Genomic DNA, 15,960 nt, shown 5'->3' on the forward strand with positions numbered 1-15,960 from the left:
GCGGTGAAGGCGTGGCCGCCGGAATCTTCGACGGCGTCGACCTGGACTGGGAGTGGCCCGCGTCCGAGTCGAACACTGCTACGCACTCACGACTTCAGGACGCTTCGACTACGGAGCGCAGGAGCTTGCCCATGCGGCTCGCGGACGCGCGACCGGCTTCCAGGACCTCTTCGTGGTTCAGCGGCTCGCCGGTCAGACCCGCCGCCAGGTTCGTCACCAGGGACAGGCCGAAGACCTCGGCGCCCTCGGCGCGCGCCGCGATCGCCTCCAGCACCGTCGACATGCCGACCAGGTCGACGCCGAGGGTGCTCAGCATCCGGATCTCGGCCGGGGTCTCGAAGTGCGGACCGGGCAGACCGGCGTAGACGCCTTCCTCCAGCGTCGGGTCGATGCTGCGCGCCAGGTCCCGCAGCCGTGGCGAGTACAGGTCGGTGAGGTCCACGAAGTTCGCGCCGACCAGCGGCGAGCGCGCGGTCATGTTGACGTGGTCGCTGATCAGCACCGGCTGCCCGACCTGCATGCCCTCGCGCAGCCCACCGGCCGCGTTGGTGAGTACCACCGTGCGGCAGCCGGCGGCGATCGCGGTGCGCACGCCGTGCGCCACCGGGTCGATGCCCTTGCCCTCGTAGAGATGCGTGCGGCCGAGCATCACCAGCGCCCGCTTGTCGCCCACCGGCACGGACCTGATCTTGCCGCTGTGCCCGATCGCGCCCGGCGCGGCGAAGCCCGGCAGCTCGGCCATGCCGATCTCGGCGGCGGGAGTGCCGATCTCCTCGGCGGCGGGCTGCCAGCCGGAGCCGAGCACGACGACCAGGTCGTGGCGCTCGACGCCGGTGGCCTCGGCGAGCTTCGCGGCGGCGGCCGAAGCGGTGGCGGACGGGTCGGAAGCAGTACTAGACGTCACAGCCGCGCAGCTTAGTAGCTGTTCCGGGAATCGCCCCGGAGCTTTCCCGGCTTCGGCGGGAAGACGACGAGCGCCGACGGGGCGGAACCACCGTCGGCGCTCGTGCTCGCTCAGGAGTTGTTGGTCTTCAGGGTCGGGGAGACCTGGTCGAGCACTGACTGGTTCTCCAGGTAGGCCCCGGCCGGACCGGTGACCCGGACGATCCACAGGTCGTTGCCCCGGTGGGTCAGATCCGCGATCGTGTAGCGCCGGGCCGGCGCGCCCTGCGAGCCGAACACCGGTCCCACGGTCGTCGTGTAGCTCAGCCGCTTGCGCTCGCCGTTGTCGGCCTGGGACGCCAGTTCGACCTGGCCGCCCTCGCCCGCGGTCTTCGGCAGCCCGCTCAGGTAGTCGTCGATCCCGTAGCCCGATTTGAAGTAATTGCCGTAGCGCTGCACGGCGATCTCGAGGCTGCCGTCCGGGGACACGTACGACACCACCAGGCTGTTGGCGATGTCGGTGCGCTCGCTGTAGAAGCGCCGCCAGCCCTCGGTGTTCGGCGCGAGGATGGTGAACTCGCCGCCGTTGGGGGCGGCGGTGTGCTTGGCGTTCTCCTCGTGTTCGACCAGGTCCAGCTGATTCGCCACGTGGCTCGGAGTTTCCACTCTCGACGTGGTCCCGCCGGGAAGCGGGGAGCGGCCGGCGATCGTCCGGGAGGCGGCGAAACCACCGGCCACCGCGGCGGCGAAGAGCACGACGGCGACCACGGTCAGCGCCACCACGGCCCACGGCGAGCGGCGGCGCGGCGGCGGGTCCTTCAGCGCGAACGGCGGCAGCCCGGGATCCCTCGCCAGCGGCGCCGCCTGGGAGTTGAGCGTGGGGTGCTTGGTCTGCGGGGGAGGCGGAGCCACCGGGTTCGACGGGGTCGCCGGGACCAGCGTGCGGACGCGCACCGTGGGGGCCTCTGGGTCCAGCAGCATCGCGAACGGACGCGCTCCCGGCTCCGGCAGCAGGTGCTGCACCCGGCGGCGCACCTCGGTCAACGGCATCCGCCGCGTCGGGTCCTTGACCATCAGCGCGGTGATGATCTCGCCGATCGGACCGGAGCGGTTCACCCGCGGCACGGGACCGCGCACCACCTCGGTCACGGTGGCCAGCGGATCGTCGCCGACGTCGTAGGGACTGCGCCCCTCGGCAGCGGCGAACAGCGTCGCGCCCAGTCCCCACAGGTCGGCCGACGCCGTGACCCCTTCGCCCGCCACGACCTCGGGCGCGATGTACGACGGGGTGCCGAGCAGGATTCCGGTGCTGGTGATGGTGTGCTCGGCGATGTTGCGGGAGATGCCGAAGTCGCTGACCTTGATCCGGCCGTCGTCGCCGATCAGCACGTTGCCCGGCTTGACGTCGCGGTGCACGATCCCCGCCCGGTGCGCGGCGTCCAGCCCGGCCGCGCAGCCTTCGGCGATCATCGCGATCTGGTGGTCGTCGAGCTCGCCGTGCTCGCCGAGGATCGCTGCGAGGCTCTGCGACGGTACGAGCTCCATGACCACGAACGGCTCGCCGTGCTCGCGTGCGACGTCGTAGAGGGTCACCACGTTGGGATGCGAGAGCACCGCGATGGCCCGGGCCTCCCGGAGCGCGCGTTCGCGCATCTCGGCGGCCTCTTCGTCGGGCATCCCCGGCGGCAGCTTGACCTCCTTGACCGCCACCGGGCGGCGCAGGAGCTCGTCGGTGCCGGCCCACACGGTGCCCATCGCACCACCACCGAGCTTGCGGTTCAGGCGGTAGCGGTCGCCGATCAGTCGGCCGGAGCCGGTGAGGATGTCGTTGTCGTTCGCGGGCACGAAGAACATTCTCCACAGCAGACCGACCGCGCGAGGGCGAAACGGACGATCGTTGCCCAGCTGGGACGCCCTCTTGCCTCCCGGGTGATCAGAACAGATCGGTCATATCAGCGTTACAAGACGTGAGTAATCCCACCCGCGACGTCCCCCAAAAGTCATGGTCAGCGCAGCCAAGGTCATTCCGCCGCAACGAAAGCACCGGTGTCGATCTGCTGCTGGTCGCAAGATCGCGAATTGGCCCGAACTCGTGTGTTTCGGATAAGTTGGACGCCGATCGGACCTCGCTGGCCCGAGCCTTCTCAACGCCGATACTCGCAGCGTCGCGCGCCGGAACGAGCAGCATATCTGCTTGTGGTGCGTTCGCGATGACTTGGCGAACAATCCCCGGTGATCGGGTGTCGGCGGGTCGAGCTGACCACGACCAATCGGCGTCGAGGAGGTGCCCTTGCTCGCGTTCGTCGTCGTGCACCTGCTGGTGGCCCTGGCCCTCCCGATCCTCGCACGACGCAGCACCCGAGCCGCATTCCTGACCGCAGCCGTTCCCCCGGCTGCGGCTTTGGTTTGGGTGTTGTCGCAGGCAGGACCGGTGTTGTCCGGGCAGACGATCAGCGAGACCGTCGAGTGGGCACCGCTGATAGGCCTGCAGTTCGCCTTCCGGCTGGACGCGCTGTCGCTGCTGATGACCATCCTGGTGGCCGGTCTCGGCGCGGTGGTGCTGGTCTACGCCGACTCCTACTTCACCCGCGGTGGCGGCGACGCCCGGCGTTCGGCCCCGCTGCTGCTGGCCTTCGCCGGGGCGATGCTCGGGCTGATCTTCTCCGATGACCTGATCACCGTCTACGTCTTCTGGGAACTGACCACGATCTGCTCGTTCCTGCTGGTCGGGCAGGCCGGGCTCAGCCGCGAATCACGCCGGTCGGCGCTGCAGGCGCTGATGATCACCAGCCTGGGCGGGCTGGTCATGCTGCTCGGCTTCGTGGTGCTGGGCGAGACCGCCGGCACCTACCGGATCTCCGAGCTGGTCGAGCACCCGCCGGGCGGCACAGCCACCGCGGTCGCCGCGCTGCTGATCCTGGTCGGCGCGTTCACCAAGTCCGCGCAGATCCCGTTCCACAACTGGCTGCCTGCGGCGATGGTCGCGCCCACCCCCATCAGCGCGTACCTGCACGCTGCGTCGATGGTCAAAGGCGGTGTGTTCCTGGTGGCCCGGCTCGCGCCGGTGTTCCTGGGCGTGCCGCAGTGGTACCTGCCCGCGATCCTGTTCGGCCTGGCCACGATGCTGCTCGGCGGCTGGCGCGCGCTGCACGAGTACGACCTGAAGAAGCTGCTGGCCTACGGCACGGTCAGCCAGCTCGGGTTCCTGATGGTGCTGTTCGGCGCCGGTACCCACACCGGGGCGATGGCCGGTGCCGCGATGCTGCTCGCGCACGGCATGTTCAAGGCGACGCTGTTCCTGGTCGTCGGCATCATCGACCACCAGGCGGGCACCCGCGACATCCGCAAGCTGTCCGGACTGGGCCGCCGGATGCCGTGGCTGGCGATGATCGCTGTCCTCGGCATCGCGTCGATGGCCGGACTTCCGCCGATGCTCGGTTTCATCGGCAAGGAGGCCGCCTTCAGCGCCTTCCTCACCGGCGGTCGACCGGACCTGCTGGTGGACGTGGTGCTGGTGCTCGGCTCGATGCTGACCGTCGCCTACAGCCTGCGGATGCTGTTCGGCGCGTTCGCCGACAAGCCGGGCGTGCCGGAGACCAAGGCCAAGAAGCCCAGCTTGCAGGCGGTGCTGCCGGCCGCGGTCCCCGCGGTGGTGGGCATCGTGCTCGGCCTCGGCTACCCGGTCGCCGACCAGCTGGCCAGCTCCTACGCCGAGGCGTTCACGCCCGTCGTCGACCCGTACCACCTGGCGCTCTGGCACGGCTTCAACCTGCCGCTGCTGCTGTCCGCGGTCGCCGTCACCGGCGGTGTCGCGCTGCACCTCAGCCGGGTCCAGCTGACCGCGATGCGCAACCGCCTGCCGCGGCCGCTGGACGCGCAGCGCGGCTACGAGCGGATCATGGCGCTGCTGGAGCGGGTGGCGGTCGGCGTCACCGGTCGCCTGCAGGTCGGTTCGCTGCCGACCTACCTGAGCATCATCCTGCTGACCGTCCTGGCGGTCCCGGGCTCCGCGCTGCTGCTGCGCACCGACCTGCCGGACGACCTGCGCAGCTACGACAACCTCCTGCAGATCCCGCTGGCCATCGTGGTGATCGTCGCGGCGATCGCGGTGCTGCGCTCCCGTCGGCGGCTGACCGCGGTGGTGCTGGTCGGCGTCGTCGGCTACGGCATCGGTGGTCTGTTCATCGTGGACGGTGGCCCGGACCTGGCGCTGGCGCAGTTCCTGGTGGAGACGCTGACGCTGGTGGCGTTCGTGTTCGTGCTGCGCCGCCTGCCAGTGCGTTTCACCCAGTCCGACACCAAAGGGCTGCGGGTGCCGAGGGCGATCATCGCCGGTGCTGCCGGGATCTTCATCTCGCTGGCCGCGGTGATCTTCAGCGGCGCGCGGCAGGCACCGCCGGAGGCCAGCGCGGAGTTCATCGCCAACGCCGAGAAGGGCGCGGGCGCGACCAACGTGGTCAACGCGATCATCGTCGACTTCCGCGCCTTCGACACCGTTGGCGAGATCTCGGTGCTCGCGGTGGCCGCCACCGGCGTGGCCAGCTTGATCCTGGCCTCCCGCCACGAACGAAGGAAGCGCAGCACGCGAGTACCGCAGATAACCGTCAAGACCCCGATCAAGCAGCCGGAGGAGGTGCGCGAATGACGACGACGCCGGTGAAGCGCCCGTCCTGGACGACCTGGGACGCGCCGACCGAACGCTGGCTGCTGTCCGGTTTCTGCCGCGACGGCAAGCAGCGCACCATCCTGCTCGAGCTCGCCGCCCGCATCATCTTCCCGACCGTGCTGGTGCTGTCGATCTACCTGCTGTTCGCCGGGCACGACCGGGCCGGCGGTGGGTTCACCGGCGGCCTGGTCGCCGGGCAGGCGTTCGTGCTGCGCTACCTCGCCGGTGGCCGGATGGACGACAGCTCGATCATCTCGATGCGACCGCCGGTGCTGATCGGGCTGGGCCTGACCATCGCCACCACCTCGGCGTTCCTGCCGCTGCTGTTCGGCGGCGAGCTGCTGGAGACGGCGATCTACAAGTTCACGGTGCCGCTGCTCGGCCAGATCAAGTTCGTCACCAGCATGCTGCTGGACAGCGGAGTGTTCCTGCTGATCGTCGGCGTCGTGCTGGACCTGCTGCGGACCTTGGGCTCGGGCATCGAGGCCGACGTCGACGCGGCGGAGCGGGGGCAGCGATGACGATCAACCTGACCATGGCCGTGGTCCTCGCGGTGCTGTACTCGGTCGGCTTCTACCTGCTGATGCAGCGTTCCCTGATGCGGATCCTGCTGGGCATCGTGATCCTCGGGCACGGAGCGAACCTGCTGCTGCAGACCGCGGGCGGACCGCCGGCCGGGGCCGCGATGATCGGCACCACCGATCCGGCGCAGATGGCCGACCCGCTGCCGCAGGCGATGGCGCTGACCGCGATCGTGATCACCTTCGCACTGACCACCTTCCTGCTGGCCCTGGCCTACCGCTCGTGGACGCTGCTCGGCCACGACGAGGTCCGCGACGACATCGAGGACCGGCGCATCCAGCGACTGGCCGAGTCCGAAGAGGACAGCGTCGAGGACCTGGCGAAGGAGGCCACTCAGTGACGGTTCTCGTCGCCCTGCCCGTACTGCTTCCCCTGCTCGCGGCTGGTCTGTCGTTGGCGCTCGGGCGCTTCGCGGACTTCCAGCGCGCGCTGGGGATCCTGGTGCTCGGCGCGATCATCGTGGACGCGGCGGTGCTGCTCTACGTCGCCGACACCTACGGCCCGGTAGTCCTGCAGATGGGCGCCTGGCCGGCACCGTTCGGCATCACGCTGGTCGCCGACCGGCTCTCCGCACTGCTGCTGGTCGTCTCCTCGGTGGTGACCTTCGCGGTGCTGATCTACTCGATCGGCCAGCGCATCACCGACTACGGCCGGGAGCGCTCCAGCACCACGTTCCACCCGATGTACCTGGTGCTGTGCGCCGGCGTCTCGCTGGCCTACCTCACCGGCGACCTGTTCAACCTGTTCGTCGCCTTCGAGATCATGCTCAGCTCGTCGTACGTGCTGATCACCCGGCGCACCACCGCCACCCGAATCCGCGCGAGCATGACCTACGTGATCGTCAGCCTGGCGTCCTCGCTGCTGTTCATCACGATGATCGCGCTGGTCTACGCCTCGACCGGCACGGTGAACCTGGCCGACCTGAGCGAGAAGGTGCACGAGCTGCCGGAGGGCATGCAGAGCGCCCTGGCGCTGCTGGTGGTGATCGTCTTCGGCGTGAAGGCGGCGATGGTGCCGTTGCACTTCTGGCTGCCGGACAGCTACCCGACCGCGCCCGCGCCGGTCACCGCGGTGTTCGCCGGGCTGCTCACCAAAGTCGGCATCTACGCGCTGATCCGCACCCAGACGCTGGTGTTCAGCCATTCCGAGAGCTGGAACCTGATGCTGGGCATCGCGCTGATCACCATGATCGTCGGCGCGCTCGGCGCGCTGGCCCAGAACGACCTGAACCGATTGCTGTCGTTCCTACTGGTCAGCCACATCGGCTACATGCTGTTCGGGCTCGGCGTCTATGACGTGATCGGCCTGACCGGTGTGATCCTCTACGTGGTGCACCACATCACAGTGCAGGCGGCGTTGTTCCTGGTCAGCGGTCTGATCACACGTCACACCGGCACGGTGGCGCTGACCCGGATGGGCGGGCTGGCCAAGGCCGCGCCGCTGATCGCGGTGCTGTTCGCGCTGCCCGCGCTGAGCCTGGCCGGGGTGCCGCCGTTCTCCGGCTTCGTCGCCAAGCTGGCGCTGTTGCAGGCCGGTGTTGGCGCCGCGACCTGGCCCGCCTACGTGGTGACCGGCGGCGCGGTGCTGACCAGCCTGCTCACCCTGTACGCGATGGCACGGGTGTGGACGCGGGCGTTCTGGGGTCAGGTCAAAGCTCCCGAGCAGGACCCGGACCCGACCGACGAGCTGGTGGTCGGCACCGCCGACTCCAACCGTCCGATGGTGGTGGCCAGCGGGGTGCTGGTGGCGGCCAGCGTGGTGATCGCGGTGGTGGCGGGTCCGCTGGCGGAGGTCAGCGGGCGGGCCGCGGCGGACCTGATGCACGGCGAGACCTACCGGAGCGCGGTGTTGGGAGGTGCCGCCGGTGAGTGAGCGGATCGCACGGCGCGGCGGGATGGTGCGGCGGCTGCCGCTGGTGATCTGGCTGACCGTGGTCTGGGTGATGCTGTGGGGCACCTTCGACCTGGGCACGCTGTTCTTCGGCCTGGTGGTGGCGGTGTTCGTCGCGACGCTGTTCCCGCCGCCGACCATCAACACCAACATGTCGGTGCGCCCGCTGAGCCTGCTGAAGCTGATCACCTACCTGGCCTGGGACCTGGTGATCTCCACCGCGCGGGTGTCCTGGCAGGCGGTGACCCGCGGGCCGAACGTGACGGCGGGGATCGTGGCGGTGACGCTGCGGACCGACTCCGACCACATCACCGCGATGGTGGCCAACGCGCTGTCGCTGGCGCCGGGCAAGTTCGTGCTGCAGATCGACCGCGTCAACCGGATCTGCTACGTCTACGCGCTCGGCATGCACGTCGAGGACGCTGAACCGGTGCGCCAGGAGGTGCTCGCGCTCGAGCGCCGGGTGGTGCGAGCTGTCGGCTCGGCGAACGACGTGGCGCTGGTCAGCGGACAGGAGGGATGAGCATGACCTGGGTCTTCCTGGTGACCTTCGGCCTGCTGTGCGTGGCCGGGTTGCTGGTCCTGGTGCGGTTGATCCTGGGCAGCAGCACGCTGGACCGGATCGTGTCGGTCGACGTGTTCGTCACCATGATCATCGCGGGGACGTGCGTCGGCATGGGCTGGCTGCAGGACGGTTCGAACATCGCGCTGCTGGCCGCCTTCGCGCTGCTGGCCTTCATCGGCTCGGTCAGCGCTGCCCGGTTGGTCGAGAAGAAGGAGCCGTACCGATGAGCCTGCTGGACGTCTTCTCGGCGGTGTGCCTCATCGGCGGTGCGCTGTCCTGCCTGCTCGGTGCCATCGGGCTGCTGAGCTTTCCCGACGTGCTGGCCCGTCTTCAGGCCGGTACCAAGCCGCAGACGCTGGGGCTGATCTTGATCCTGATCGGCACCGCGGTGCAGCTGGACTTCATCTACGCCTCGGGCCTGATCCTGGTCGGGCTGTTCCAGATGCTCACCGCGCCGGTGATGGCGCAACTGGTGGGCCGCGCGGCCTACCGGGCGGACAGCATCCGCCGGGACACCCTGGTGGTGGACGAGATGGGCGATCGGATCGAGCGGGAGCGCCGGGTCCGCTGATCCGATCCGGCACATCTTGAACGCGTCTGGTCACACTCCGCGCCACCTATGATCAAATGGTCCTGTACGGGTGACCACGAAAGTGTCGGTAGTCCGACGCGGCGCAGAAGGATGTGGAGCCATCATGTGGCGGACCGGCCGCGTGCTCGCTGGCCTCGCGATCGCGCTGTCCCTGTTCCTGGCTCCGGCTGCGGTGGCCTCGGCAGAGGGGGGCGTCGCGCCTCCGCAGACCGTCATGCTGACGCAGAACGAGCCGCCCGCGCCCCCCGCCCCGCCGGCTGAAGATGCGGGTGCCGACGCTCGTCAGCGCATGGCGATCGGCATCGGCGGCCTGGTGTTGATCGGCGCGGTACTGCTGTCGCGGCGCCTGCGCAAGAAGCCGGTCCTGTTCGTCACGTGGAAAAAGTCGTAAGTCCGCGAACCGGGTGACCGGCCCCTTTGCGAAATAATTTCACTGCCAATTCTCGCCATGGACTAGACCTGGCGTCGAACCTGTGGGATTTTCACAACTGACTACGTGCGTAGGCGCACGTCTCACGAGGCGACAAGCGCCCAACGTGAGAGGTCTGGGGCGAAAGCCCCCCGCTGACGTGGGTTGGCACCGGGAAGCCCCCCGACCGGTGCCAACCCACACCCTTGTCTGCGCCCGTCTGGCGAACCCGTTTTGTTTGCCGGTTCAAGTATCGGAACCGAAGGCGGGTTCCAAGGGGCTTCGCCGCTATCCGGCCTGATGATCATCAATGTGGCGGAACGTGCTGGTGGCGGGTGTTTCGGCTCGGCGGAACGTGAAATCAATGCGCGTTGAAAAACAATTCTTCGGTCGCGCTGAATCGAGACCGCCCGTTCGTCGCAGGGGGCGTACCGGTGGGCTAGGTGTTTGCGAGTTGGCGCCCTCTAGACCATCGCGGTGGTGCAGGATAGGGCCAAATGAGTACTGTTCCCGCTCCGCACCGTGATCACGATCGTTTCGCCGCCGCGCGCGCTCGCTGCCGCGCCTCGGTGCAACGCCACGAGCGCGAGCTGGTCGAGCTGTCCCGCAGCATCCACGCCGAGCCGGAACTCTCCTTCGCCGAGCACCGCAGCGCCGCCAAGGTCGCGGACCTGCTCACCCGCCACGGCTTCGCCGTCCGCGCGCCGGTGGCTGACCTGGACACCGCGCTGGTCGCCGAGTTCGGCGGCGGTGAGCTGGTCGTCGCCGTCTGCGCCGAGTACGACGCACTGCCCGAGGTCGGGCACGCCTGTGGGCACAACGTCATCGCCGCAGCCGCGGTCGGTACTGCCCTGGCGCTCGCCGACGTCGCCGATGACCTGGGTATCTCGGTCCGGTTGATCGGCACCCCGGCTGAGGAGACCGGCGGCGGCAAGGTGCTGATGCTGGAGCGCGGCGTCTTCGACGACGTGGCGATGGCGATGATGGTGCACCCGGGGCCGGCGGAGGTCTGCCGCCCGACCTCGCTGGCCATCAACGATCTCGAAGTGCGCTACACCGGCCGCGAGGCGCACGCCGCCTCGGCCCCGCAGTTGGGTCTCAACGCGGCCGACGCACTGACCGTCGCGCAGGTCGCGATCGGTCTGCTGCGCCAGCACCTCGAGCCGCACCAGATGGTGCACGGTATCGTTACCGCAGGTGGCGCGGCGCCGAACATCGTTCCCGCGCGCACCGCGGCGGTCTACAACTTGCGCGCTGCCGAAGCGCGCTCCCTGCAGCGCCTGGAGAACCGCATCCGGGCCTGCTTCGAAGCGGGCGCGACGGCGACCGGTTGCACGCACGACGTCGTGCAGCTCTCTCCGATCTACGCCGAGTTGGACCCCGACGGCTGGTTGTCGGAGGAGTACCGCCGCGCGATCACCGAGCTCGGGCGGGAACCGCTCGATCGAGGTGCTGAGCAGGGCCATGTGATGGGCAGCACCGACATGGGCAACGTGACCAGGTTCCTGCCCGCGATCCACCCGATGATCGCGATCGACTGCGGCGACGCGGTCAACCACCAGGCGGAGTTCGCCGCGGCCTGCGCGACCCCGACCGCCGACCGGGCAGTGCTCGACGGGGCGTTGGCGATGGCTTGGACGGCGGTGGCCGCCGCAGTGGACGGCGCGCAACGGGACCGCCTGCTGGCGGCGTTGCGCGAGCGCTCCGCTGGGAATTCGTCGGAAGAGTTCTGCACGTCGGGAGGCGGCGTCACCAGCCGCGGACCGGGTGCGGGTGCCGAGCAGGACGCCGGGGGCGTGGCGTGAGCGGTGCTTGACGCTCCTCGCCCGTGCTGCGGACCGGGTTCGGACACCCCGCTACACACTGGAGGAATGGCGTGACCGTGGTGGATTCTCGTGGCTCGGATCCGGGCCGACGCTCGAACGGCGGTTCGGCGGTGGAGGAAGCGGACTGGCCCGCGGCGGAGCGTTCCGCAGCGCAGGGCACGCTCCTCGCGCCGGACGTGGATGGGCCGTCCACCCCGATCGGCAGCACCATGTCCAGCGTGGACACCAGCGTCGGGGCCGGGGTGGTGGACCTGGGTGCAGGTCGCGGGCCGTCCTGGCTGGACTCCTGGTTGGCCGAGAACGTGCAGCGGGTGGTCGCCTGGCGGCGGCACATCCACGCCTACCCCGAACTCTCCCGCGCCGAGCACGAGACCACGGCCTTCCTCTCGGAACGCCTCACCCACGCTGGTCTGAAGCCGAAGGTGCTGCCGGTGGGCACTGGTCTGGTCTGCGACATCGGTGAGCGGCGTCCCGGCACGCGCACCGTGGCGCTGCGCGCGGACATCGACGCGCTGCCGCTGACCGAGACCACCGGCCTGCCGTATGCCTCCACTGTGGACGGAGTTGCGCACGCCTGCGGCCACGACGCGCACACCACGGTCGCGCTCGGCGCCGCGCTGGCACTGGCCGCCGCTCCGGAACTGCCCGGCCGAGTGCGGATGATCTTCCAGCCCGCCGAGGAGGTGATGCCCGGCGGCGCCCTGGACGTGCTGGCCGCTGGAGCTCTCGACGGGGTGGACCGGATCTTCGGTCTGCACTGCGACCCCCGGCTCCCGGTCGGGCAGATCGGCACCCGCGTCGGCGCCATCACCTCGGCCAGCGACCTGCTGGAACTCCGCCTGACCTCGCCGGGCGGGCACACCTCGCGGCCGCACCTGACCGCGGACCTGGTGCACGCGCTGGGCACCGTCATCACTGGCCTGCCGACGCTGCTGTCGCGCCGCGTCGACCCGCGCACTGGCACGGTCCTGACCTGGGGTGCGGTGCACGCGGGGGAGGCGCCGAACGCCATCCCGCAAGACGGCGTGCTCACTGGCACGCTGCGCACCGGCGACCGCGACACCTGGGCGAAGCTGGAGCCGCTGGTGCACGAGCTGGTGCACAGCCTGCTCGCGCCGCTCGGTGTCGGCTTCGACCTCCAGCACCGCCGTGGCGTGCCGCCGGTGGTCAACGACGCGGAGAGCACCGAGCTGTTCCGCGCGGGCATCGAGGCCGGGCTGGGCGAGGAAGCGCTCGCGAGCACCACGCAGTCCTCGGGTGGCGAGGACTTCGGCTGGTACCTGGAGCACGTGCCGGGTTCGTTCGCTCGGCTGGGCGTGCACTCCGAGGCTGGCCGGGTCAAGGACCTGCACCAACCGACGTTCGCGCTGGACGAGCGGGCCCTGCTGGTGGGTGTCCGGGCGATGGTCCACACGGCCCTGCTGACGCTGCAGGACTAGCTGATCGCCGATTCCACCTGATTGAGGTGTATCCACTCGCAGCTGTATCTGTGGGCGGGGTTCGCTCCTCTGTATAGGTATGACGACGAACATCACCTGCCTCGACGAGCGAACCCCGACCAGCACTGCGGAATGGCCTCCCTCAGCCCGGCACGGCGCGATGACCAGGTCCGATGCAGAACGCTTGCTCGGTCCGGCCGAGCTAGCGGCGGGTCTGGCCGACGGCGAGTGGGTGCAGCCCTGGCACGGCGTGGTGGTCCCGGCAGCCCGCGCGCATGATCCGATGACTCGGGCAGCGGCTGCATTGCTGCGTGCCGGGCCGTACTCGGTGCTGTCCGGTCCGACCGCGGTCGCGATGCACGGCTGCGGCCCGACCGACGTGGTTGTGGACGTGACCATTCCCTACGACCGCGAGGTGCGGTCGCAACCAGATCTGACGGTCCACCAGGCGTGGGTCCGGGAGTGCGATGTCGTCGAGCTGGACGGCTTGCGCACCCAAGCCCTGGACTTCGCGATCACCGAGCTGCTGTGCATCAGCGACCAGCGGCAGGCCCTGGACTGCCTGGAGCTGGCGCTCGGTCAGCTCGGCGAGCACGCGGAGCACTTCCGCGAGCTGGTGGCCGAGCGGGTCGCCCGCCGCCGGGATCGTCGCGGCACCCGACGGGCGAGCGCGCTGCTCGGATTGGCCTGGCCGAAGCCGAACAGCGCGCTGACCGTGGGGATCGGTGGTGCGCGATGATGATCTCAGCGCTGGAACCAGTTAGCGGCCTGGGCAGCTTCGCGAGCCGCGATGAACCGCGCGTAGGCATCGTCGTAGATGGCGCGGTTGCCCTCGATCGGCTGCAGCGGCTCCGACGTCCCGACCAGCTCGTTGGCCACTTCGGTGATGCTGCGGCCGGTCAGCAGGGACTGCGCGGTCACCGTCGCGCCGCGGGCGCCGGCCTGCTCGTCGGTGGTGCGCACGACCGGCAGGCCGGTCACGTCGGCGATCACCTGGCGCCACAACCCGTTCGCCGAACCGCCGCCGGTGAGCCGGAGCTCGGTGGGCTGTGCGGCGGAGGCCCGCAGGCAGTCCCGGATCGCCATGGCAAGTCCTTCCAGGCAGGCCCGTGCAATCTCGGCCGGACCGTGTTCCAGGCTCAGGCCGTGCAGGCTGCCGCGCGCCGCCGGGTCGTAGAACGGCGCGCGTTCCCCGGCCAGCGACAGGTAGGGCAGCATCAGCAGGCCCTTGCTGCCCGGTTCGGCTTGTTCGGCCAGGTCGGTGAGGTTCTCCGGGTTGGGCAGGCCGAGCATCCGGCAGGCCCACTCCACGACTTCGGTGCCCGACAGCGTGGCGCTGGCGAGCATCCAGCGTCCCGGAGTCGGCGTGCGCAACGACATGCCCACCGGCGTCCGTTCGAGCCGCGGGTCGTCGCTGATCACCTCGGTGCAGATCGTGGTGCCGAGGATTGTGCATGCCTGGTCGGGTTCGGTGACACCAGCACCGATGGCCGTGGAGATCACGTCGTACGCCCCGAGCACCACCGGCGTGCCCGCCGGGACGCCGAGACGTTCGGCCGCGGCGTCGTGCAGCGGCGCGATCCGCTCCTGGCCGTCGACCACGTCGGGGAGCAGCGGCTGCGCCCAGTCCAGTCCGAGCTCGGTGAGCACGGTGGGGGAGTACTGCCCGGTCCGTGCGTCGAGGAACGGGTTGGAGGCTTCGGAGACGTCCCAGGCCAGGCGTCCGGTCAGGCAGTGAAACAGCCAGCCGCCGCAGGTCAGCACCTTGGCAGAGCGCTCGATCCGGTGGGGCTCGTGCTCGGCGAGCCAGCGCAGCTGCGCGTGCGGCAGACCGCCGAAACCGACCGATCCGTTGATCTTGAACAGCTCGGCGAGGACTCCGGACTCGGCCCAGTCGGCGGCGATCTCGGAGGCGCGGGCGTCGTTCCAGAGCAGCGCGGGACCGGTCGGCCGGCCGGCGTCGTCGACCAGCCAGCACCCGTCGCCCTGCGCGGTGAGCGCGAGCGCTGCGACGTCGGAACTCGTCGTGGCGATGAGCTCGGCGACGGTGTCGGCGACCGCGCCCCAGACCTCGTGCATGTCCTGCTCGGCCCAGCCGGGGTGGGGATGCTCGACCCGGGTCGGGCGGCGGGCGACCGCCAGCTCGGTTCCGTCCGCCGCGTAGGCGACGCTCTTCACCACCGAGGTGCCGGCGTCGATGCCGATGGTGATCACGGGTGTTCCCTCCAGATCCCGCTTGGCGGGTCGGCGCCAGTGCTCGACCCGAGAACATCACAGCATCGAGTGTTAAAAATTTCAAGATGGATGTTATGTTGGCCGTGGGATGTGACACTGCGGTCCCGGGAGTGGACCGCCACCGGAAGGACGCGACGTGCCGCTTCAACCCCCCGAGTCCGGAACCGGCCGCATCGACCTGGTGCTGCTCGACGTCGGCGGACCGGTCTACGACGACAGCGCTTACCGCGACGCCCTGCTGCGCGCCGCGCGCGAACTCGCTGCCGAGGACGGCCGCGAGATCGACGAGGCGGAGTTCCAGCAGGTCTACGACGAGCGCCGCCAGGCCCAGGGCGGTTCGCTGAGGACTGCGGTCGCCGAGCGGTTCCTGACCGCGCAGGACCGCCAGCGGCTGTCCGAGCGCGCCGAGCAGTACTGGGAGTACCCGGTGTCGGCACTGCACGACGACGTGCTGCCGACGCTCGAGCAGCTCACCGGGCGCTACAAGATCGCGATCGTGGCCAACCAGCGCGCGGTGGTTGTGGACGCCCTGACCCGCGACGGCGTGTCCGACTTCGTGGACATCTGGGCGATCTCGGCGATCGTCGGCGCGGAGAAGCCGGACCCGCGGATCTTCCAGCACGCGCTGCGCGAAGCCGGCGTCGAACCGGAGAACGCGGTGCACGTCGGCAACCGGTTGGACACCGACGTGCGCGGTGCCCAGCAGGTCGGCCTGCGAACGGTGTGGGTGGTGCGCGGCGAGGCTCCGCCGAACCCGACGCCCGAGCAGCTCGCCGAGCCGGACGTCGCGGTGTTCTCGATGGCCGAACTGCCGGAGGCGTTGGAGAAGCTGCAGGCCGCCGGATGACCAGCGGCGCACGCTCCGGGGAGGGGT

The 15,960-nt window shown here is 69.8% G+C and carries 15 protein-coding genes; 12 read left to right on the forward strand and 3 right to left on the reverse strand.

Annotated features, from left to right (window positions below):
• Positions 1-94: 94 nt before the first annotated feature.
• Positions 95-904 (reverse strand): purine-nucleoside phosphorylase, encoded by an 810-nt coding sequence (locus ACWCO2_RS25360; protein ID WP_450130259.1) that lies wholly within the window; start codon positions 902-904, stop codon positions 95-97.
• Positions 905-1,014: 110 nt separating this feature from the next.
• Positions 1,015-2,727: a serine/threonine-protein kinase gene (locus ACWCO2_RS25365; protein ID WP_450130260.1), complete on the reverse strand. Its 1,713-nt coding sequence runs from the start codon at positions 2,725-2,727 to the stop codon at positions 1,015-1,017.
• Between the two features lie 439 nt (positions 2,728-3,166).
• Between ACWCO2_RS25365 and mbhE the strand changes: the two genes are divergently transcribed.
• From mbhE to ACWCO2_RS25420, 11 genes are all read left to right on the forward strand, one after another.
• Positions 3,167-5,527, forward strand: coding sequence for a hydrogen gas-evolving membrane-bound hydrogenase subunit E (mbhE, locus tag ACWCO2_RS25370; RefSeq protein WP_450130261.1), 2,361 nt, complete (start codon positions 3,167-3,169; stop codon positions 5,525-5,527).
• Complete coding sequence (locus ACWCO2_RS25375) at positions 5,524-6,069, forward strand: MnhB domain-containing protein (protein ID WP_450130262.1); 546 nt, start codon at positions 5,524-5,526, stop codon at positions 6,067-6,069. Before mbhE ends, ACWCO2_RS25375 begins: the two co-directional genes overlap by 4 nt.
• Positions 6,066-6,470 (forward strand): Na(+)/H(+) antiporter subunit C, encoded by a 405-nt coding sequence (locus ACWCO2_RS25380; RefSeq protein ID WP_450130263.1) that lies wholly within the window; start codon positions 6,066-6,068, stop codon positions 6,468-6,470. The genes ACWCO2_RS25375 and ACWCO2_RS25380 overlap by 4 nt, the downstream gene beginning before the upstream one ends.
• Positions 6,467-8,002: a Na+/H+ antiporter subunit D gene (locus ACWCO2_RS25385; protein WP_450130264.1), complete on the forward strand. Its 1,536-nt coding sequence runs from the start codon at positions 6,467-6,469 to the stop codon at positions 8,000-8,002. Before ACWCO2_RS25380 ends, ACWCO2_RS25385 begins: the two co-directional genes overlap by 4 nt.
• Positions 7,995-8,543 carry a Na+/H+ antiporter subunit E gene (locus ACWCO2_RS25390; protein WP_450130265.1) on the forward strand — a complete coding sequence of 183 codons (549 nt, stop codon included), beginning with the start codon at positions 7,995-7,997 and terminating at the stop codon, positions 8,541-8,543. The genes ACWCO2_RS25385 and ACWCO2_RS25390 overlap by 8 nt, the downstream gene beginning before the upstream one ends.
• Before the next feature lie 2 nt (positions 8,544-8,545).
• On the forward strand, positions 8,546-8,812 hold the full coding sequence (locus ACWCO2_RS25395) for a monovalent cation/H+ antiporter complex subunit F (RefSeq protein ID WP_450130266.1): 267 nt from the start codon (positions 8,546-8,548) through the stop codon (positions 8,810-8,812).
• On the forward strand, positions 8,809-9,156 hold the full coding sequence (gene mnhG / locus ACWCO2_RS25400) for a monovalent cation/H(+) antiporter subunit G (protein ID WP_450130267.1): 348 nt from the start codon (positions 8,809-8,811) through the stop codon (positions 9,154-9,156). Before ACWCO2_RS25395 ends, mnhG begins: the two co-directional genes overlap by 4 nt.
• A gap of 124 nt (positions 9,157-9,280) precedes the next feature.
• Entirely contained in the window at positions 9,281-9,568 is a 288-nt protein-coding gene (locus ACWCO2_RS25405) for a hypothetical protein (protein WP_450130268.1), read from the forward strand.
• 515 nt (positions 9,569-10,083) lie between these two features.
• Positions 10,084-11,391 (forward strand): M20 family metallopeptidase, encoded by a 1,308-nt coding sequence (locus ACWCO2_RS25410; protein ID WP_450130269.1) that lies wholly within the window; start codon positions 10,084-10,086, stop codon positions 11,389-11,391.
• Positions 11,392-11,621: 230 nt separating this feature from the next.
• On the forward strand, positions 11,622-12,851 hold the full coding sequence (locus ACWCO2_RS25415; protein WP_450130323.1) for a M20 family metallopeptidase: 1,230 nt from the start codon (positions 11,622-11,624) through the stop codon (positions 12,849-12,851).
• A 79-nt stretch (positions 12,852-12,930) separates the two neighbouring features.
• Positions 12,931-13,590, forward strand: coding sequence for a hypothetical protein (locus ACWCO2_RS25420; RefSeq protein WP_450130270.1), 660 nt, complete (start codon positions 12,931-12,933; stop codon positions 13,588-13,590).
• Between the two features lie 5 nt (positions 13,591-13,595).
• On the opposite strand, the gene ACWCO2_RS25425 is transcribed toward ACWCO2_RS25420, so the two are convergent.
• Complete coding sequence (locus tag ACWCO2_RS25425; RefSeq protein WP_450130271.1) at positions 13,596-15,065, reverse strand: FGGY family carbohydrate kinase; 1,470 nt, start codon at positions 15,063-15,065, stop codon at positions 13,596-13,598.
• Between the two features lie 157 nt (positions 15,066-15,222).
• Here ACWCO2_RS25425 and ACWCO2_RS25430 point away from each other — a divergent pair, with 157 nt between their 5' ends.
• Positions 15,223-15,933 (forward strand): HAD family hydrolase, encoded by a 711-nt coding sequence (locus ACWCO2_RS25430; RefSeq protein WP_450130272.1) that lies wholly within the window; start codon positions 15,223-15,225, stop codon positions 15,931-15,933.
• Positions 15,934-15,960: the final 27 nt, after the last annotated feature.

This window comes from Saccharopolyspora sp. NPDC002376 (assembly GCF_053593195.1).

Excerpts from the sequence above, each read along its gene's own strand:
- ACWCO2_RS25375 (WP_450130262.1), top strand. The coding sequence starts at position 5,524 with ATGACGACGACGCCGGTGAAGCGCCCGTCCTGGACGACCTGGGACGCG.
- ACWCO2_RS25380 (WP_450130263.1), top strand. The coding sequence starts at position 6,066 with ATGACGATCAACCTGACCATGGCCGTGGTCCTCGCGGTGCTGTACTCG.
- ACWCO2_RS25395 (WP_450130266.1), top strand. The coding sequence starts at position 8,546 with ATGACCTGGGTCTTCCTGGTGACCTTCGGCCTGCTGTGCGTGGCCGGG.
- mnhG (WP_450130267.1), top strand. The coding sequence starts at position 8,809 with ATGAGCCTGCTGGACGTCTTCTCGGCGGTGTGCCTCATCGGCGGTGCG.
- ACWCO2_RS25405 (WP_450130268.1), top strand. The coding sequence starts at position 9,281 with ATGTGGCGGACCGGCCGCGTGCTCGCTGGCCTCGCGATCGCGCTGTCC.
- ACWCO2_RS25410 (WP_450130269.1), top strand. The coding sequence starts at position 10,084 with ATGAGTACTGTTCCCGCTCCGCACCGTGATCACGATCGTTTCGCCGCC.
- ACWCO2_RS25415 (WP_450130323.1), top strand. The coding sequence starts at position 11,622 with ATGTCCAGCGTGGACACCAGCGTCGGGGCCGGGGTGGTGGACCTGGGT.
- ACWCO2_RS25420 (WP_450130270.1), top strand. The coding sequence starts at position 12,931 with ATGACGACGAACATCACCTGCCTCGACGAGCGAACCCCGACCAGCACT.